General features: G+C 66.0%; 16 protein-coding genes. 8 read left to right on the forward strand and 8 right to left on the reverse strand.

Annotated features, from left to right (window positions below):
• Positions 1–14: 14 nt before the first annotated feature.
• Entirely contained in the window at positions 15–830 is an 816-nt protein-coding gene (locus tag BEP01S_RS15970) for a DUF8083 family protein (protein WP_062245360.1), read from the reverse strand.
• A gap of 103 nt (positions 831–933) precedes the next feature.
• On the opposite strand from BEP01S_RS15970, the gene BEP01S_RS15975 reads away from it, so the two are divergent.
• Positions 934–1,167 carry a DUF3073 domain-containing protein gene (locus BEP01S_RS15975; protein ID WP_369865751.1) on the forward strand — a complete coding sequence of 78 codons (234 nt, stop codon included), beginning with the start codon at positions 934–936 and terminating at the stop codon, positions 1,165–1,167.
• 255 nt (positions 1,168–1,422) lie between these two features.
• Here the strand turns inward: BEP01S_RS15975 and purM are convergent, their stop codons facing one another.
• Genes purM through BEP01S_RS15990 form a run of 3 tightly spaced genes read right to left on the reverse strand, consistent with a single transcriptional unit; the run spans position 1,423 to position 4,527 of the window.
• Entirely contained in the window at positions 1,423–2,520 is a 1,098-nt protein-coding gene (gene purM, locus BEP01S_RS15980; RefSeq protein ID WP_062245363.1) for a phosphoribosylformylglycinamidine cyclo-ligase, read from the reverse strand.
• Between the two features lies 1 nt (position 2,521).
• Positions 2,522–4,003 carry an amidophosphoribosyltransferase gene (purF, locus tag BEP01S_RS15985; protein ID WP_062245366.1) on the reverse strand — a complete coding sequence of 494 codons (1,482 nt, stop codon included), beginning with the start codon at positions 4,001–4,003 and terminating at the stop codon, positions 2,522–2,524.
• A 44-nt stretch (positions 4,004–4,047) separates the two neighbouring features.
• The gene (locus tag BEP01S_RS15990; protein ID WP_062245368.1) at positions 4,048–4,527 is read right to left on the reverse strand and encodes a hypothetical protein; all 480 of its coding nucleotides are present in this window, start codon (positions 4,525–4,527) and stop codon (positions 4,048–4,050) included.
• A 191-nt stretch (positions 4,528–4,718) separates the two neighbouring features.
• Between BEP01S_RS15990 and BEP01S_RS15995 the strand changes: the two genes are divergently transcribed.
• The gene (locus tag BEP01S_RS15995; protein ID WP_062245371.1) at positions 4,719–5,696 is read left to right on the forward strand and encodes a universal stress protein; all 978 of its coding nucleotides are present in this window, start codon (positions 4,719–4,721) and stop codon (positions 5,694–5,696) included.
• A gap of 12 nt (positions 5,697–5,708) precedes the next feature.
• Here BEP01S_RS15995 and BEP01S_RS16000 read toward each other — a convergent pair whose 3' ends face one another.
• Genes BEP01S_RS16000 through BEP01S_RS16015 form a run of 4 tightly spaced genes read right to left on the reverse strand, consistent with a single transcriptional unit; the run spans position 5,709 to position 9,592 of the window.
• Positions 5,709–6,605 carry an EamA family transporter gene (locus BEP01S_RS16000; RefSeq protein WP_062245375.1) on the reverse strand — a complete coding sequence of 299 codons (897 nt, stop codon included), beginning with the start codon at positions 6,603–6,605 and terminating at the stop codon, positions 5,709–5,711.
• Between the two features lie 25 nt (positions 6,606–6,630).
• The gene (locus BEP01S_RS16005) at positions 6,631–8,073 is read right to left on the reverse strand and encodes an aldehyde dehydrogenase family protein (RefSeq protein WP_062245378.1); all 1,443 of its coding nucleotides are present in this window, start codon (positions 8,071–8,073) and stop codon (positions 6,631–6,633) included.
• Positions 8,074–8,075: 2 nt separating this feature from the next.
• Positions 8,076–8,471 (reverse strand): sterol carrier family protein, encoded by a 396-nt coding sequence (locus BEP01S_RS16010; RefSeq protein WP_062245381.1) that lies wholly within the window; start codon positions 8,469–8,471, stop codon positions 8,076–8,078.
• A complete protein-coding gene (locus BEP01S_RS16015; RefSeq protein ID WP_062245384.1) occupies positions 8,471–9,592 on the reverse strand; it encodes an asparaginase in 1,122 nt (373 codons plus the stop codon). Before BEP01S_RS16015 ends, BEP01S_RS16010 begins: the two co-directional genes overlap by 1 nt.
• A gap of 33 nt (positions 9,593–9,625) precedes the next feature.
• Here BEP01S_RS16015 and purD point away from each other — a divergent pair, with 33 nt between their 5' ends.
• The 6 genes from purD to BEP01S_RS16045 all read left to right on the forward strand — a co-directional run bounded on the left by purD (position 9,626) and on the right by BEP01S_RS16045 (position 18,057).
• Positions 9,626–11,866: a phosphoribosylamine--glycine ligase gene (purD, locus tag BEP01S_RS16020; protein WP_062245387.1), complete on the forward strand. Its 2,241-nt coding sequence runs from the start codon at positions 9,626–9,628 to the stop codon at positions 11,864–11,866.
• A 346-nt stretch (positions 11,867–12,212) separates the two neighbouring features.
• Positions 12,213–13,889, forward strand: coding sequence for an amidohydrolase (locus tag BEP01S_RS16025; protein WP_062245389.1), 1,677 nt, complete (start codon positions 12,213–12,215; stop codon positions 13,887–13,889).
• Between the two features lie 15 nt (positions 13,890–13,904).
• The gene (locus tag BEP01S_RS16030; protein ID WP_039208093.1) at positions 13,905–15,092 is read left to right on the forward strand and encodes an ABC transporter ATP-binding protein; all 1,188 of its coding nucleotides are present in this window, start codon (positions 13,905–13,907) and stop codon (positions 15,090–15,092) included.
• Between the two features lies 1 nt (position 15,093).
• Positions 15,094–16,257, forward strand: coding sequence for a polyamine ABC transporter substrate-binding protein (locus BEP01S_RS16035; protein ID WP_062245391.1), 1,164 nt, complete (start codon positions 15,094–15,096; stop codon positions 16,255–16,257).
• Entirely contained in the window at positions 16,254–17,192 is a 939-nt protein-coding gene (locus tag BEP01S_RS16040) for an ABC transporter permease (RefSeq protein ID WP_039208096.1), read from the forward strand. Before BEP01S_RS16035 ends, BEP01S_RS16040 begins: the two co-directional genes overlap by 4 nt.
• Before the next feature lies 1 nt (position 17,193).
• A complete protein-coding gene (locus tag BEP01S_RS16045; protein ID WP_039208100.1) occupies positions 17,194–18,057 on the forward strand; it encodes an ABC transporter permease in 864 nt (287 codons plus the stop codon).
• Positions 18,058–18,062 lie beyond the last annotated feature (5 nt).

The raw sequence follows: 18,062 nt of genomic DNA on the forward strand, positions 1-18,062 counted from the left end.
GGTAGCAATAAGGGTCAGGAGCTGCGGGCGTAGAGGTTGAGCTGCTCCCACCCGGCCGCATACTTCTGGAAGGCGGCGACCGCGGACTCGGAATCGCTGTTGCTCAGCGCGGTGACCCACGAGTCGACGAGCTCCGCGGCCTCGCTCGGCCACAGCACATCGGACATCCCGCCGAGGTCGAGCTCGAGGATCGAGTTCATATCGAAGGTATCGATCCACTCGGCCAGGACCGAGGTCTGCTCGACCATGTCGACGACCTTCGAGGTGTCCGCGATCGTCTCGGAAGCCCATTCCATGCGCGCCGAGGCGGCCAGGATGTCCGTGCGGATGAGCACCCGCAGCCCCTCGTCGGTCTCCTCGGTGATGATCTGATCCTCGCTCAGGGAGAAGAACAGCCACCACGACGGCGGCACGTCCCAGGCCGAGACCCGGGTGAAGATCCGTGTGTCCTTCGCGTCCTGCAGCCACTCCGCACGGCGGCTCGCGGCACGGCGGCGAGCGGACTTCGGAGCGACGATGTCCAGGGTCGCCTTCGAGGTGTGCTCGGCCAGCGATTCGAGCGCCTCCCACCCGCGGATGTCCTCCTGAGCAGGGCAGAAACGGTCCACTCCGTCCGCGGTCTGAGACGCCGGAAGGAAGATCGGAGTGCGCCGGAAGGAATCGGCCACAGGCGACGGAGGCAGGGAGATCAAGCGCTTGTCGGCGTCGTGGGAAATCTGCTCCTCGATGCGCGACCGGTTGTCCTCCACCTGCCTGTCTTGCAATTCGGAATGCACCACAAGAGGTTCGAAGATCCGCAGGGTGACGACATAATCGCGACGGTAGGCCATGGGTTCAGCCTATCCAAGGTCGGCTCGCAAAATGGAACTTCCCAGTACGAACAGGTAGGATTTAAGCGCATAGCAGAGATCTAGTCCGGGGCGAATCGCCCCAATGACGACGGAGGGGGTCACGCCAGTGGGTCGCGGCCGCGCAAAGGCAAAGCAGATCAAGGTAGCTCGGAAGCTGAAGTACTACAGCCCGGATACCGACCTTAATAGACTCCAGCAGGAGCTCGGCGCCGACGCGCACAAGTCTGGTCCGTCCGATCCTTACGACGATGAACCTGACTACTCGGCTTACGCCGACAAGTACAACGTCGACGATGACGACGAGTACGAGAACTGAACTCAGATGACTGCAGCCCAACGCGGCTGATCTGACACACAGAGGGCGGAGACTTCGGTCTCCGCCCTTTGTCGTGCGTGCTGAGAATTATCTCGCCGAGGCGGCTGTGCCCTCACGCTCATCCCCACCGTTCCGTGCATTTCCTCCCGTCCCGTGGCCATCACGCACCGGAAGCAGCACACCCCCGTGCAGGAGCACGAGGGTGTGAGAGTTCGAGTGAGGGAAGCTCCCCCAGCGAGACGAGCCGCACGAGCCTTACTGCAGGATCGCGGCGCCCCCGTCGACGCCCTTGGCGCCCTGCACATAGTCGGGGTCGGTGGCGAGAGTTCCGTCGTCGGCGGCGACGTCGCCGAGCACCCAGGCTCCGGGGCTAGCGGCGAGCACACCGTCGACCGATTCCGCGTCGACGACGAGGACCATGCCGACGCCGAGGTTCCAGGTGCGTTCCCGGTCGTCCTGCGGCACTCCGCCGAGATCACCGAGTACGTTGAACACCGCCGGGATCTCCCACGAAGCCCGTGACATCTTCGCCACCAGCCCCTGCGGGAGCACCCTGGCCACATTGGCCGAGAGTCCTCCGCCGGTGACATGCGAGACCGAATGCACGGCTTCGGGCAGCGCGTCGAAGAGAGCGGCGAGCTCACCGGTGTAGACATGGGTGGGAACGAGCAGCTCCTCACCGAGGGTGCGCCCGAACTCCGAGACATGCTTATCCAGGCCCCATCCCGCCTCGGCGATGACGTGGCGGACCAGGGAGTAGCCGTTGGAGTGGATGCCCGAGGACGGCAGACCGATGAGCACGTCACCGGCACGGACCTTCTCGGGTCCAAGCAGCTTCGAGGCCTCGACGACACCGGTGGCGGCACCGGCGACATCGTACTCATCGACTCCGAGCAGCCCCGGGTGTTCGGCGGTCTCCCCGCCGACCAGGGCGACACCGGCCGAGGCACAGGCGTCGGCGATTCCCCGCACGATATCGGCGATGCGTTCGGCCACGACCTTGCCGCAGGCGATGTAGTCGGTCATGAACAGGGGTCGGGCACCGCAGACGATGATGTCGTCGACGACCATGCCCACAAGGTCGTAGCCGATGGTGTCGTGCTTATCCATGGCCTGAGCGATGGCGACCTTCGTGCCCACTCCGTCGGTCGACGAGGCGAGCAGCGGACGCTCGAAGTCCTTGAGTACGGAGACGTCGAAGAGTCCGGCGAATCCGCCCATCCCACCGACGACCGAGGAGTTGTGGGTGGCCGAGACGGCAGCTTTCATCAGTTCGACGGCGCGGTCTCCGGCTTCGACGTCGACGCCGGCGGCGGCATAGGTGGTGGACTTCGGGTTCGCTTCGGAACTCAACTCAGCATCCTTTGTCGGCGGGTGTGTTGTTGACGGGAATCGGGTACTCGCCCGAGAAGCAGGCGGTGCACAGCTGGCTGCGCTCCTGCTCGGTGGCGGCGATCATGCCGTCCAGAGAGATATAGCCCAGAGAGTCCGCGTCGAGGTTCTCGCAAATCTCGTTCGTGGTCAGGCCGTTGGCGATCAGCTCGGCACGGGTGGCGAAGTCGATGCCGTAGAAGCACGGCCACTTCACCGGCGGGGAGGAGATGCGCACATGGACCTCGGCCGCTCCGGCCTCCCGCAGCATGCGGATCAGGGCGCGCTGAGTGTTTCCGCGCACAATCGAATCGTCGACGACGACGAGGCGTCGACCTTCAATGTTCTCCCGGATCGGGTTGAGCTTGAGGCGGATGCCCAGCTGCCGCAGGGTCTGCGAAGGCTGGATGAAGGTGCGTCCGACATAGGCGTTCTTCATCAGCCCCTGGCCGAACGGGATGCCCGAGGCCTCGGCATAGCCGACGGCCGCGGGAGTTCCGGATTCCGGGGTGGCGATGACGAGGTCTGCGTCAACAGGGTACTCCTCGGCCAGCTGGCGGCCCATCTGGGTCCGTGCGGCGTGGACGTTCTTGCCGTTGAGCTTGCTGTCGGGACGCGCGAGGTAGACGTATTCGAAGACGCAGCGAGCTTGGCTCGGTTCGGCGAAGCGGTGCGAACGCAGACCGTCTTCGTCGATGGCGATGAGCTCACCGGGTTCGATGTCGCGGACGAACTTAGCACCGACGATGTCGAGTGCCGCGGTCTCCGAGGCCACGACCCAGCCGTTCTCCAGCCGGCCCAGCGACAGGGGTCGGACCCCGTGCCGGTCACGCGCGGCGTAGAGGGTGTGCTCGTCCATGTAGACCAGCGAGAACGCGCCTTCGACATGCGGCAGCAGACTCAGCGCCGCCTCGGTGAGGTTCTCTCCGTCTTCGGTCGCGAAGAGCTCGGTGACCAGGGAGGTGTCATTCGAGGAATCACGGAAGGGCCGGGTGCGGGCCGACTTCTTCGTGGCCTCCTCGACGACCTTCGTCGCGTGGTCGCGGCGGGCATCGGCCATGGCTTCGAGGGCGTCGAAGTTCGTCAGATTGCCGTTGTGGGCCAGCGCCACGGTGCCGAATGGGGTCGGCCCCAGGGTGGGCTGAGCGTTCTCGAACGACGGTGATCCGGTCGTCGAATACCGGGTGTGGCCGACGGCGATATGGCCCTGCAGGAGCTCGAGATCGCGTTCGTGGAACACCTGGGAGACCAGGCCCATGTCGCGGTAGATGAGGATCTGCTTGCCGTTGCTGGCAGCGATTCCCGCGGACTCCTGTCCGCGGTGCTGCAGGGCGTAGAGCCCGAAGTATGTGAGTTTGGCGGTTTCCTCGCCGGGGGCCCAGACTCCGAACACACCGCATTCGTCCTGCGGTCCGCGGTCCTGGGGGTCGATTTCGTGCGTCAGCTGCCCGTCTCCTCTTGCCACGAGTGAAATTGTCTCATACCCGCAACGACGCTCTGACCCGGTGCTCAGACTGTGGAACCAGGTGCCGAATCCCGGCCGGTTCCCGCATCGCCCTCGTCGTCGACTGCGGGTTGAGCATGCGTATCGTCTGCGGGCGCGGACTCCGTGTTCGCCGAGGCGGCCGCACCTTCGTCGGCACCGGCATCGGGGTCCTCCCCGCGGGCTTCGGCGATGCGACGGCGCGCGATCTCCTTCGGATCGTCGACCATGTCGATCTGCGCATCGACCCGGAATTCCTTCGCCTTCTTCCGTCCCCTCCAGTCGAGGATGAGGGCGACAAGTCCGCCGAGGAACAGTCCGCCGATCCCGAGGACGAGCAGCATCAGGCCCATCCCCTTGCCCACCGTGTAGCCCATCGGCATATCGGCCGGGTCGACGAAGATCGCGAGGATTCCAGCGATCGCGATGCCGAGCACCGCGCCGATGCCCATGAACACCGAGTACTTGGGGCTGCGACGGACGGAGACGTCGATCTGGTCCTTCATGATCTCCTTGGACACGTGGCCGGATGGGGCCGATGGATCACCGGGAATACCCCGGAACAACAGGTCCCGAACAGTCTAGTCGAGTCAGCCTGAGGTTCTTCCCAGGCAGTCTCACGCCACTTCCCATAAACTGGACACAACTAAACTGGACTCACCCAGATTGACGGTCACTGAAGACAGAGGTTTGCGATATGTCCCACACGATCATCGTCGGCATCGACGGTTCCGACAACGCCGAATGCGCCCTGCAGTGGGCGATCACGCATGCACAGAAGACCTCCGCAGAGATCCGCATCGTCTCCGCCTACACCGTCCCCGGCGTCAATATGAGCCAGGCCGATATCGTCTACCCCGCCGATTTCGACGACGCCGTGAAGAAGACCGTCGAAGACATCGCCGAGGCGGCCGCCGCCACCGTCACCAAGGCCGGCGTTCCCGTGTCGACGACGATCGTGCCCGGTGACGCCTCCGGAGTAATGGTCGAGCATTCGAAGAACGCCGCCCTCGCCGTCGTCGGCGCGCGCGGTCGCGGTGGGTTCGCCGGTCGCCTCCTCGGCTCCGTGGCCCTGGCCATGCCCGCGCATTCGCAGTGCCCGACCGTCGTCGTCCCGAGCACGTGGCCGACCCGGATCATGCCGACGACTCCCCTGCCCGTCGATGATCCCGTCCGCACGACCGATGATCCCTCCGCCGAGGCGGACGGACGGTCGCGTCCCGACTTCTCCGGTGAGGTCGTCGCCGCCGTCGATCCCTTCGAGACCGACACCCCGGTGCTGCGTGCCGCGGCCGCTCAGGCCGCGATCTACGGTGTTCCGCTGCGCCTCGTCGGGGTCACCGCCACGCATATCCTCTCGCCCGAGTGGATGCCCAGCGAGGAGCACCTCATCCGGATGTACGACGAGGCGGCGAAGGCCTTCACCGCCTCTGCCGACTCGCTGAAGGGAGACTTCCCCGATCTCGAGGTGCGGTTCTCGATCTTCGATGCTCCCGCCACCGAGGTGCTCGTGTCGGCCACGTACACCGCCGATCTCCTGGTCATCGGCTCCCGTGGCCGCGGCGGGTTCGTCTCCACCGTCCTCGGGTCGACGTCACAGGGTGTGCTCTCGCATGCCGTGTGCCCGGTGCGGGTGGTGCGGGTCAACCGCCGTCAGCCGGGCCGCCGCCGCTGAGGCGGAACGCTCTCACCCGAGGGCGACGAGCCCGATGCCGGAGACCACGACGAGAGCACCGACGAGTTTGAGCACGACGTTCTTCTCACCGAAGAACCACCACGCCAGCAGGGTGCCGACGATGATCGAGGTCTCCCGCACGGGGGCCACGAGCGCCACCGGTGCCTGCTGCATCGCGTAGAGGACGAGCACGTACGCGAGCGGTGAGAGGATCGCCACGGTCACGAGCGCGCGCTTGTGGCTCAAAAGGATCTCGCGGAAGTCCGCGCGCTTCTCCCGGCCGCCGGGAAGCGCGACCATTCCGACGGTCATGATGAGCCCGACGCAGGCTTCGGAGACGGCGAAGTAGAGCAGCGGGGAATCGCTGACATGGTTCACGGCGAAGTCGTCCCAGAGTGTGTACGAGGCGATGAACGCCCCGATCAGCCCGCCCCAGGCGAGCCCCCGTCGCAGACCGTCGCTGCTCGTGGGGCCGTCCCCGCCGCCGCGGGGACGGATCGTGACGACGGCGATGCCGGCGATGACGGTGAAGGCTCCGACCGCCTCGGCGAGGGTGGGACGCTCACCGAGGAAGGCCACGGCGATGATGATCGTCACGACCGGCCCGATGCCGCGCGCCGTCGGGTAGACGACGCCCAGCGGGGCGTGGTCGTAACCGGACTGCAGGGCCACGGAGTAGGCGATGTGGAAGACCGCGCTCAGCGCCGCCGCGCCGACCAGTCCCCAGTTCAGCGGCTGCGCGCCGGTGGCGATGATGACGGCCGCGACCGGGGCGAGCAGGAGCGCCGAGAGCCCGTGGTAGGCGAGCACGAAGGCATAGCCTCTGCCGGTGACGGACTTCGCGGCGAGGTTCCAGACGGCGTGGGCGACGGCGGCGATGAGGACGAGCCCGAGCACCGGGAAGGTCATCGGCGCACCGGCCCCTTCCTCACCGTCACAGCTTGATGGCGACGGTCTTCGTCTGCGTGTATTCGTCGAGGGCTTCGATGGACTTCTCGCGACCGTAGCCGGACTTCTTGAACCCGCCGAAGGGCAGTTCGACTCCCCCGCCGGCACCATAGGTGTTGACGAAGATCTGGCCGGCATCGACCTCGGCAGCCAATCGGTGGGCGCGGGAGATGTTCTGCGTCCACAGTGCGCTGACGAGGCCGTAGTCGGTGCCGTTGGCCAGCGCCACGGCTTCGTCGTCGTCGGCGAACGGCAGGGTCGCGACGACGGGGCCGAAGACCTCTTCCTGGGCGATCCGGGACTTAGGGTCGACGGCGTCGACGATGGTGGGGGTGATGAACGCCCCAGCGGCGAGGTCGTCGGCCAGACCGTCGGGTCGGGTGCCGCCCGTGATGATCTGTCCGGAGTCGACTGTGGCGAGGAACCCGCCGACCCGTTCATGCTGTTTGGTCGATATCAGGGGCCCGAGCATCGGGTCGTCGAGGCCGTAGCCGATGGTCACCTTCGCCATGGCCGCGGCCATCTTGTCGACGACCTCGGCGTGGATGTCGCGGTGGACGATGAGCCGGGATCCGGCCGAGCAGGTCTGCCCGGCGTTCTGGATGATCGAGCGCACGAGCGATGGGATCGCCGCATCGATATCGGCATCGGGGAAGACGATGTTCGCGGACTTCCCACCGAGCTCGAGGACCGTGGGCACGACTCGATCGGCGGCGGCGTGGGCGATGGCCGAACCGGTCTGCGTCGACCCGACGAAGCCCAGATGTGCCACCCCGGGGTGGGCGCTCAACGCCGCTCCCGCCTCGGCGCCGAGTCCGGTGACGACGTTGAAGGCTCCGGCCGGGAAGCCGACGGAGTGGATGAGTTCGGCCAGCCGCACGGTCGAGCGCGGGGTCTCATCCGCGGGTTTGGCGACGGCGCAGTTGCCTGTTGCCAGCGAGGTGGCGGCGGCGCGGCCGATGAGCTGGAGCGGATAGTTCCAGGCCACGATATGCCCGGTGACGCCGAAGGGCTCACGGCGCGTGTAGACGTGCATGTCCTCGGCCATCGGAATCGCATGCCCGTAGTAGGACTCGATGGTGTGGCCGTAGAACTCGAAGTAGCGGGCGCAGACGTCGACGTCGGCATAGGCCTGGGTGAGCGGTTTGCCAGTGTCCTCGGATTCGATGCGGGCCAGATCGTCACGGTTGGCGGTGATGACGGCCGCGGTGGCGATGAGCAGTCGGGAGCGCTGTTCGGGACTCGAGCGCTTCCATTCCTTCTGTGCTTTCGCCGCCGCGTGCACGGCCCGGTCGACCTCGTCGGCTCCGGCGCGGGCGATATCTCCGAGCTGGCCTCCTGTGGCCGGGTCGATATTGGCGTAGGTGAGCAGGGACGGCACATGCCGGCCGCCGATGAACGACGTCGTCTGCGTGATCTGTGCGCTCATCTTCAGGCCTCGAGTTCTGCGTCGGTGAAGAGGGGCAGGAAGTCGCCGAGGTCGGCTCGGGTTCCCGAGGCGTCGATGTCTCCGGCGGCGAGCGCGGCCTGGAAGTCGGTGCGCCCAGTGACCAGATTCAGCCACACTTCGGCGGAGGTCTCGACGACGTTCGGCGGGGTGCCCCGAGTGTGTCGTGGGCCGGCGATGCACTGGGTGACGCCGAACGGCGGGACCCGGACTTCGACGCTGTTGCCTTCGGCTCGGGAGGCGAGCTCTTCGAGGGTGAAGCGCACGGCGGTGGCGATGGTCGACCGGTCGGCCGTGGCCGCGTCGAGCCTCGCCTGGGTCAGCCACATCTCGAGTGCACCGCGCCCCTGATCGGGGTCGATCCTTCTGCGAATCGCCATCAGTCCCTCTTCCTCTCACTGATTGTGGCAATATCTTCCCCGAGCTTCAGGCGTCCGACAACGTTCGTCCGCCCCTCGGAATCCGTGCCTCCGGTGACCGGATCCGTGATCGCTGCGATCACGGCGTCGACTTTGTCGTTCCCCGTCGCCGAGGCGCCCCGCGGCTCGGCATCGAACGCTCCCGCCCGCTGGAACAGGGTGAGAGCGACGAACCCGGTGGCCCGAGATGACCCGTCGAGGCATTTCAGCGCCACCGAATACCCGGAGCGGGTGGCCATGACGATGACTCCTTCGGCTCCGCCTTTGGCGAAGACGCCGAGCTCGTCGATGACTGTCGAGTTCGGCCGGCCGTGGCCTTCGATGGTCCATGGGTCGGCGAAGACCGCCTCGGTGAGGGTGCGAGCCTCGTTCGCATAGGCAGCCCACGCTCCCGTCTCCTCGGCGTCACCGTCGGTGCTGCCCATCCGGATGACGCGGCCGATCGCGCGGGCCAGACCGGTGAGGCTGAGCGCGAACACGGGAGCCCCGCAGCCGTCGATGCCGACCGCGGACGGCTCCTCCGAGGCGAAGGCGGCAACCACCTCGGCGACCTTCTGCTGCACGGGATGATCCGGCGACAGATAGGTGGAGGTGTCGGCGCCGATGGCGCGGGCGGCGGCGAGGAACGCCGCATGCTTGCCGGAGCAGTTGAAGTACAGGGGCGAGCGCGGGTCAGTGTTCTCAGCTCCCTGGGCTCGCGCAGTCTCCTGCAGTTCACGGCGGAAGGCACCATCGGCGGGGTGGGCGGAGGGGCATTGCAGGTCGGACACGCTCAGCCCGGCGGCCTCCAGCATCGCGGACACGACCGCCACATGTCCGGATTCGGACTTGTGCGAGGCCATAGCCAATGCCGCGGACTGCCCCTCGAGCTGTGCACCGAGGCTCATCGCCGCGATCGCCTGCAGCGGTTTGAGACTCGACCGGGTGAACACGGGAACATCCGGGGCACCCAGGCTGATCAGCGGTGATCCCTGGGGGTCGAGGACGACAGCGGACCCGATATGCCGGGATTCGATGAAGCCGGAACGCTCGACGACGGCGAGCTCAGCGGCTTGAGCGGGGGTGAAAGTCGAGAAGGTCACGCACTCAAGCCTACGACCCTTTAGGCTGGTGGCGTGAAGGTTCTTGTCATCGGTTCGGGCGCCCGTGAACACGCCCTCGTCCTTGCTCTCTCGCGCGACCCGCAGGTCGACGCCGTCATTGCCGCTCCCGGCAATCCCGGTATCGCGCAGATCGCCCACACCGAGGCCGTCGACGCCTCGGATGCCGCCGCAGTGACCGCGCTGGCCGAGACCCTCGACGTCGATCTCGTCGTCATCGGTCCCGAAGCCCCGCTGGTCGCCGGTGTCGCGGATGCTCTGCGCGAAGCGTCGTTCCCCGTCTTCGGCCCCAGCGCGGAAGCCGCCGTGCTCGAAGGCTCCAAGGCATTTGCGAAGGAGGTCATGGAGTCCGCGAATGTGCCGACGTCGGCCGCCCGCGTCGCATACTCCCCCGATGAGGCCGCCGCCGCTCTGCGCGAGTTCGGTGCCCCGCATGTGGTCAAGGCCGATGGTCTGGCAGCCGGGAAGGGAGTCGTCGTCACCGATGACTTCGATGCCGCGCTGTCCCATGCGAGCTCCTGCCTTGAGGTCTCCGACCGGGTCGTCATCGAGGACTACCTCGACGGCCCCGAGGTCTCCCTGTTCGTCCTCTGCGACGGCAAGACCACCGTCCCCCTGGCCCCGGCCCAGGACTTCAAACGCATCGGCGATGGCGATACCGGACCGAACACGGGCGGAATGGGCGCGTATTCGCCGCTGCCGTGGCTGCCTGCGGGCACGGTCGAGGAGATCGTCGACACCGTCGCCCAGCCCGTCGTCGACGAGATGGCCCGCCGCGGCACTCCGTTCACCGGTCTGCTCTACTGCGGCCTGGCGCTGACGTCGAAGGGCCTGCGCGTCATCGAGTTCAACGTCCGCTTCGGCGATCCGGAGACGCAGTCCGTCCTCGCCCGACTGAGCAGTCCATTGGGCCAGACCCTGCTCGCCGCCGCCGAGGGCCGCCTCGACGAGATCGGGTCCCTCGACTGGGATCCGCGCTCCTCGGTGACCGTGGTCATGGCCGCGGAGAACTACCCGGGCACGCCGAGCACCGGGGACATCATCCGCGGACTCAGCACGTCCGAAACGCTGACGGACATCAGCGTCCTGCACGCGGGTACGAAGCTCGCGACCGGCCCCAGCGGCGGATTCGCCCCCGAGGATGCGGTAATCACGAAGGACATCGCCGAGACCGGTGACATCGTCACCTCCGGCGGCCGTGTGCTCTCCGTCGTCTCCCTCGGCAACAACCTCGACGATGCGCGGGCGAAGGCCTATGCCGCGGTCGACGAGATCAAGTGGGACGGCGAGCAGCACCGCACCGACATCGCCGATGCGGCCGCCGCCGGTCGCATCGAACTCGCCCCCGGCTACGCCGCCCCCGCACCGCAGCCTCCGGTGCTGCCGGGCTGGAAGCACGTGTACTCGGGGAAGGTCCGCGACCTCTTCATTCCCGTCGATGCCGCCGATGCCGCGAGCGCCGAACAGCTGCTCATGGTCGCCTCGGACCGGATCTCGGCCTATGACTGGGTGCTCGATTCGGAGATCCCGGACAAGGGCAAGGTGCTCACGGGCCTGAGCCTGTGGTGGTTCGATCAACTCGCCGACGTCATCGGCAATCATGTTATCAGCTCAGATGTGCCCGAGGCCGTCCGCGGTCGCGGTCTCATCGTCAAGAACCTCTCCATGTTCCCGGTCGAGTGCGTGGCCCGCGGCTACCTCACGGGTTCGGGAATGTCCGATTACCGGGCGACCGGGTCCGTGTGCGGAATCCAACTGCCGGCCGGACTCGTCGAGGCAGATCGCCTCGAACCTCCGATCTTCACCCCGGCAACGAAGGCCGAGCTCGGGGAACACGATGAGAACGTCAGCTTCGACGCCGTCGCGAAGACCGTCGGCACCGAGACCGCAGAGAAGCTGCGCGACCTGACCGTGGAGATCTACCAGCGCGCCGAGCAGATCGCCAGGGAACGCGGAATCATCCTCGCCGACACGAAGTTCGAGTTCGGGACCCTGCCCGATGGCACGATCGTCCTCGGTGACGAAGTGCTCACCCCGGACTCCTCCCGCTTCTGGGACGCCGAGGGCTATGAGGCCGGCAAGGCGCAGTCGAGCTTCGACAAGCAGTTCGTCCGCGACTGGCTGACCGAGGAGTCCGGCTGGGACAAGGCATCGGACACTCCTCCCCCTGCGCTGCCCGCCGAGGTCGTCGAGAAGACCCGTGCCCGCTACATCGAGGCCTTCGAGAAGCTCACCGGGGAGACGTTCCCCGGCTGAGTCTCTGCGCGCCGCAGAGCGCATCGCATTCGAAGCCGCGGGGCACCGACACGGAGTCGGTGCCCCGCGGCTTCGTCGTTCCCAGCACCTGCCGCCCATCGCTTTCGCTCTCCCAGCGACCCTCGTACCGCCAATGCCTCCTGTGCGAATATCGCAGAGTGAGACGCTGATTCAGCAACGTTGGCAACAGGCATTGCAGTTTCCATCTATCGAGCCACAACTGAGCAACGAAATCAGTGGAATCGAGGGGGAAGTTCCGCTAAGGTGACTTCACAGTGATCTACGACACACAGGGGCGGACTCTGCGATCCGCCTCTGTGACGAAAATGCAGTCGGGAGGCAGCATATGGACCTCGACATCCTCGACGTCGCAATCTTCGACGGTGAGGCCCTGCGTCCCGAGAATCGCGTGAGCATCCGTGACGGAATCATCACCGAGATCGGCACCGGCCCCGCAGCTGTTCCCGCAGAACGCACGATCACCGCCGAAGGCAGACTGCTCACGCCCGGATTCGTCGATGCCCATGTGCACACGACCTTCGGCGGCCAGGAGGCACTGGCCTGCGATATCAGCGCCGCCGGAACGCTCAACGAGGCACTGCAGATGATTCGGAACTATGTCGCAGACACTGCTTCGACGACCGACCCCGCGAATGACTGGGTCATCGGCGGCGGCTGGTCGATGTCCCACTTCCCCGGAGGCGATCCGAGCGCCGACATCCTCGACGAAGCCTGCCCCGATCGGCCCGCGATCCTGCTCAGCGCCGATCACCACTCCGCGTGGGTGAACACGAAGGCGATGACTGCGGCCGGGCTCGACGAGACGTCCACGGTACCGGTCGGCGGCGTCATCGTCACCGACTCGACCGGCTGCCCCACCGGGTGCCTGCACGAGTCTGCCATCGACCTCGTCTCCGCCCACGTTCCCGTTGCCTCCGATGAAGAGGTCCTGGCCGGTCTGCGGGAAGGTCAGCGCTATCTCAACTCCCTCGGCGTGACCGCGTGGATGGACGCCATCGTCGGCGACTACGGTGGCCACCGCGACCCCTATGGCACCTACGTCGGGGCGGAGGAATCGGGCGAACTCCATTCCGAAGTCGTCGGCAGTCTGTGGTGGCCGCGCGGAGTCGAGGACATCGACACCGAGGTGGCCCGACTGACCGCTCTCGCACGCACCGACGGCCGCTTCCGCGCCACCTCGGTGAAGTTCATGCTCGACGGAATCGTCGAGTCCCGGACCGCCGCGATGTCGAACGAATACACCTGCACCTGCGGCGGCTTCGGAACGAGCTACTTCACTCGCGCCCACCTCGAGGCCTCATTCTCCGCCCTCGATGCGGCCGGCTTCGACATCCACTGCCACGCGATCGGCGATGCCGCGGTCAAGGCCGCACTCGATGCATTCGAAGCCATCCGCAGCCCGGGCACAACAGGCTCTGCCACGGCCGGCCCCGGCGAACGACGCCACCATATCGCCCACGTCCAAGTCGTCGATCCGGCCGATGTGCCGCGCTTCGCCGAACTCGGCATCACCGCGAACCTGCAGGCGCTGTGGGCCTGCCACGACGAGCAGATGATCGACCTCAACCTGCCGTACCTCGGCGCCGAACGCAGCGGCTGGCTCTATCCCTTCGGATCCTTCGCCCGCACCGGCGCCCATCTGGCGATGGGCTCGGACTGGCCGGTGTCGACGGCGAACCCGTGGGACGCAATCCATGTCGCACTCAATCGCTCACACCCGACCGCTGCTGACGCCGCTCCCCTTTTGCCGGACCAAGCGATCGACCTGACGACGGCTCTGCGCGCCTATACGGCAGGCTCCGCACACCTCCTGCGCTCGGCCGACAACGGCCGCATCCGCCCGGGCATGCACGCGAACCTCGCCCTGGCCAGCGCGAACCCCTTCGAACTGTCGCCGACCGACATCACCGGAATCACGAACGAACTGACGATCTGCAACGGACGCATCGTCCACGACGCACTGCCGCCTCACGCACCGACCACTACCGACTCAGCCAGCTGAAGACGAAAGGCCATCATGACCAGCACAGCCACCTCGGCGCCCTCTGCGAAGACCGGACTCGATCACCTCGAGATCCAGGGCGTGAAGAAGGTCTTCGGCGACAACACCGCCATCGAACGCCTCGACCTGAGCGTCCGCAAGGGCGAGTTCCTCTCCCTGCTCGGCCCCTCCGGCTGCGGCAAGACCACCCTGCTGCGGATGATCGCCGGCTTCGAGACTCCGACCGACGGAGCGATCCTGCTCTCAGGCAAGGACATCGTGTCCCTGCCGCCGCACCGCCGCCCCGTCAACACGGTGTTCCAGTCGTACCTGCTGTTCCCGCATATGAACATCGCGGACAACATCGCCTACGGACTCAAACAGGCGAAGGTCCCGAAACCGGAGATCGCGCAGCGGGTCGGAGAAGCCTTGGCACTCGTCCAGATGGAGGACTTCGCCGGACGCAAGCCCGAGCAGCTCTCCGGCGGTCAGCAACAGCGCATCGCACTGGCACGCGCTCTGGTCAACCGACCGCAGGTCCTCCTCCTCGATGAGCCGATGTCCGCGCTCGACCGGAAGCTGCGCGAGGAGATGCAGCTCGAGCTCAAACGTCTGCACACGAAACTCGACACGACCTTCGTCTTCGTCACCCACGATCAGGACGAGGCTCTGGCGATGAGCGATCGCATCGTCGTCATGTATGACGGCGTCATCCAGCAGATCGGGTCCGGTGAGGACATCTACGCGAATCCGCACAACGGCTTCGTCGCCGGCTTCATCGGCAAGCAGAACTTCATCCCCGCCGAGGTGGCTTCCACCGATTCGACGACAGCGACCCTGCGCACGGCCAACGCCGTGCTGACGGCCCCGACCCTTACGCTCAAACCGTCCACCGCCGCCGGTGAGCCCCGCGATCTCGCGGTCGGCGACCGGGTGCGCGCAGCCATCCGCCCCGAGCGGATGCACGTCGCCCCGGCCGGCGAGGGCTCGGGTGAGGCGAACACGGCCCGCGGTTCCGTGATCTCGTATTCGTTCTTGGGCGATGTCATCCAGTACATGATCGTCGTCGGTGACAACGACGAGATCCTTGCGCGCGTCCCCGCCGCAGGGCGGGAGCCGATCAGCGCCGGCACCGAAGTGGAACTGAGCTGGGATGCCGACGCCGTCGCCGTGTACGACCGTGAGCCCGGCGCGGTCGCCGCGGCCGTCGAGGGCGGTGCCTGAGATGACGCGGACGAGACCCGATGTGACGTTCCTGGCGCCGCGGGCCGCCTCGGCGAGGTTGAGCCGGCGAGCGCTGTTGGCCGGATTCGGAGTGGTCGGACTCGGAGCGCTGAGCGCCTGTGGGAAGACCACGAAGATGGCCGCGTCGCCGCCGACCGACGGAGAGCTCGAATCGAAGCTCAACCTCTACTCATGGGGCGACTACGATGCCCCGGAGATCATCGACGCCTTCAAGTCGAAGTTCGACGTGCTCGTCCAGGTCGACTCCTACGGTTCGAACGAGGAACTCGCGGCGAAGCTCTCGACCTCGCGCGGAACCTCGGGCTACGACGTGGTCGTGCCAACGGGATCGAACGTCCCGCAGATGCTCGAACACGATCTGCTCCAAGAACTCGACCTCAGCCTCATTCCGAACTTCGAGCACATCGATGACAACTTCAAGAACCAGTACTTCGACCCGGAGAACACGTACACCGTGTGTAAGGCCTGGGGCACGACCGGATTCGTCTACAACACGAAGAAGATCGACCGGGATCTGACCAGTTGGCAGGATTTCGTCGACACCGCGCAGAAAGAGGCAGCGGGCACGACCGCACTGCTCGAGGATCCGTGGGAGGTCGCAGCGATCGCCCTGGCCGCCATGGGCGTGAGCCTCAATACCGAGGACGAAGGCGAGCTCGACGAAGCTCGGAAGATCATCGTCGATCAGCTGGCCCCGAACATCAAGGCCTATATCGGCAACGCCGCGACCGGAATGATTCAGGGCAGCTTCACGCTGCTGCACGCGTTCAACGGTGATGCCCGGCAGGGACTGACCGAGGTCAAGGACCCGGAGAGCTGGAAGTTCGTCTTCCCGACCCCCTCGGCGAACCTGTGGACGGACACGTGGGCGATCGCCACCGGCGCCCCACACCCGGACTCCGCGCACGCTTTCATCAACCACATGATCTCTCCGGACACCGCTGTCGAGCAGCTCGACTACATCGGCTACCCGATCGGAACGAAGGGACTGGCCGAGCAGGCGAAGAAAGCCGAACTCGACGAACAGGACCTCATCTTCCCCGCTCAAGAGGTCCTCGACCGTCTCGAACCCAGCAAGAAGACTCCGGCCGATCAGATCCGCACGGAGATCTATGCCGACGCCCAGGCCAGGAGTGGAGCATGAGCACCCAGACACGACCTCAACAGACTCGGACGAAGAAGCCTGCGACGAAGTTCTTCGGCCCGGCAGCCATGTCGTTTCCGACGTGGGCCTATGCGGTGTTCTTCTTCATCATTCCGCTGGCGCTCATCGTCTTCTACAGCTTCGGCTACAAACCGGACGAGTTCACCGCCATCGCCACAGACCACCTGTCCTTCGACCGGTATCCGGAGGCCATGACCTCAAGCTTCGTGTCGACCTTCTTCGCGACGCTGCGGATCTCGATCCTGGGCACGATCCTCTGCCTCCTCATCGCCTTGCCCTTCGCCTACTGGCTGGCGATCAAGGTCGCACCTGCCCGCCGCTCCCTGGCTCTGGCGTTGGTGATGGTTCCGTTCTGGACGAACTTCCTCGTCCGCACCCTCGGCTGGCAGATCATGCTCTCCCCCGATGGGTTTCTGTCCAACTGGATGCAGTCCCTCGGACTGCTCGACGGGCCGCTCGACATCCTCTACACGCGCTCGGCGGTGCAGATCGGCGTCGTCTACAACTATCTGCCGCTGATGATCCTGCCGCTTTTCGTCGCCATCGACGCCTCGGGCAAGAAGCTGAGGGAGGCCAGCTATGACCTCGGCGCCGGGAAGGTGAAGACCTTCCTTCGCGTGACTCTGCCGATGGCGATGCCGGGAGTCGTTTCCGGCTGCCTGCTCGTGTTCATTCCCCTCAACGGCGACTACGTCACGGCGACAGTCCTCGGCGGGGCGAGCGGATCGATGATCGGTCAGCTCATTGCCAATCAGTTCAACACCGCGCAGAACTGGGCGGTCGGTGCGGCCATGGCGATGATCCTCATCATCTCCACCTTGATTGTCGTCGGTGTCGGATTCGCTCTGCTCAAGCTCGGACAGGCGATCACGGCCAAACTCAACAGCGTGCCGCTGCACGACGGGAGGGCCTGAAATGGCGAAGAAGAACACGTTCGCACGGCGGACACCGACCGATATCGCTCTGCACGTGTGGGGCATCATCGTCTTCATCTATCTGTTCGTGCCGATCGCGGTGATCATCGCGTACTCGTTCAACAACGGCAAGGTGCTCGCGAACTTCCGCGGCTTCGGCCTGCACGCTTACATCAGCGGCATCAACAACGACATCATCATCTCTTCGATCGTCACGAGCCTGCAGGCCGCAGTGGGTACGGCCATCGTCTCGACGGTCTTCGGCACCCTCGGCGGAGTCGCTCTGGCCCGCGCACCGAAGGGAGCATGGTGGGCGTTGGGACTGACTGCGATCCTCGGACTGACCCTCGTCACGCCCGAGATCGTCGACGGCGTCTCGTTCCTGCCGTGGTTCGTCACCGTCGGCGTCGACTGGGGCATCACCCCGCTCAACAATGGCCTGGTCAGGCTCATCATTTCGCACGCAATGTTCTCCATGGCGATCGTGACGTTCATCGTCAGAGCCAGGCTCGCCGGAATCGACACCCAGCTCGAGGACGCCGCCGCCGATCTCGGCGCGACACCGTGGAACCGGTTCAAGGACATCACTCTGCCGATCGCGGCCCCCGGCATCCTCGCCGGTGCTCTGATGTCGTTCACCATCAGCCTCGACAACACGATCCTCTCGAGCTTCGTCCAGCAGCCGGGCTACACTCCGTGGCCGGTCTACATCTTCTCCGCCGTCCGCGTGGCCCTGCGCCCCGAGGTCGCGGCGATGTCGACGGTGATGTTCGTTCTCACCCTCGCGGCACTCGGCTTCGTCGGGTTCGTCCTGCGCAAGGCCGGTGGCAATGCCACCGAGATCATCAAGACCATGGCCGCTTGAGGCCC

Source organism: Brevibacterium epidermidis NBRC 14811 (assembly GCF_001570805.1).
In the GTDB taxonomy this organism is placed as follows: domain Bacteria; phylum Actinomycetota; class Actinomycetes; order Actinomycetales; family Brevibacteriaceae; genus Brevibacterium; species Brevibacterium epidermidis.

What these genes read in the sequence shown, in the direction of transcription:
- BEP01S_RS16010 (WP_062245381.1), bottom strand. Translation starts at nt 8,471, where the DNA reads ATGGCGATTCGCAGAAGGATCGACCCCGATCAGGGGCGCGGTGCACTC.
- BEP01S_RS16045 (WP_039208100.1), top strand. Translation starts at nt 17,194, where the DNA reads ATGGCGAAGAAGAACACGTTCGCACGGCGGACACCGACCGATATCGCT.
- BEP01S_RS15970 (WP_062245360.1), bottom strand. Translation starts at nt 830, where the DNA reads ATGGCCTACCGTCGCGATTATGTCGTCACCCTGCGGATCTTCGAACCT.
- BEP01S_RS16040 (WP_039208096.1), top strand. Translation starts at nt 16,254, where the DNA reads ATGAGCACCCAGACACGACCTCAACAGACTCGGACGAAGAAGCCTGCG.
- BEP01S_RS16005 (WP_062245378.1), bottom strand. Translation starts at nt 8,073, where the DNA reads ATGAGCGCACAGATCACGCAGACGACGTCGTTCATCGGCGGCCGGCAT.
- BEP01S_RS16025 (WP_062245389.1), top strand. Translation starts at nt 12,213, where the DNA reads ATGGACCTCGACATCCTCGACGTCGCAATCTTCGACGGTGAGGCCCTG.
- BEP01S_RS16035 (WP_062245391.1), top strand. Translation starts at nt 15,094, where the DNA reads ATGACGCGGACGAGACCCGATGTGACGTTCCTGGCGCCGCGGGCCGCC.
- BEP01S_RS15995 (WP_062245371.1), top strand. Translation starts at nt 4,719, where the DNA reads ATGTCCCACACGATCATCGTCGGCATCGACGGTTCCGACAACGCCGAA.
- BEP01S_RS15975 (WP_369865751.1), top strand. Translation starts at nt 934, where the DNA reads ATGACGACGGAGGGGGTCACGCCAGTGGGTCGCGGCCGCGCAAAGGCA.
- BEP01S_RS16000 (WP_062245375.1), bottom strand. Translation starts at nt 6,605, where the DNA reads ATGACCTTCCCGGTGCTCGGGCTCGTCCTCATCGCCGCCGTCGCCCAC.
- BEP01S_RS16030 (WP_039208093.1), top strand. Translation starts at nt 13,905, where the DNA reads ATGACCAGCACAGCCACCTCGGCGCCCTCTGCGAAGACCGGACTCGAT.
- BEP01S_RS15990 (WP_062245368.1), bottom strand. Translation starts at nt 4,527, where the DNA reads ATGAAGGACCAGATCGACGTCTCCGTCCGTCGCAGCCCCAAGTACTCG.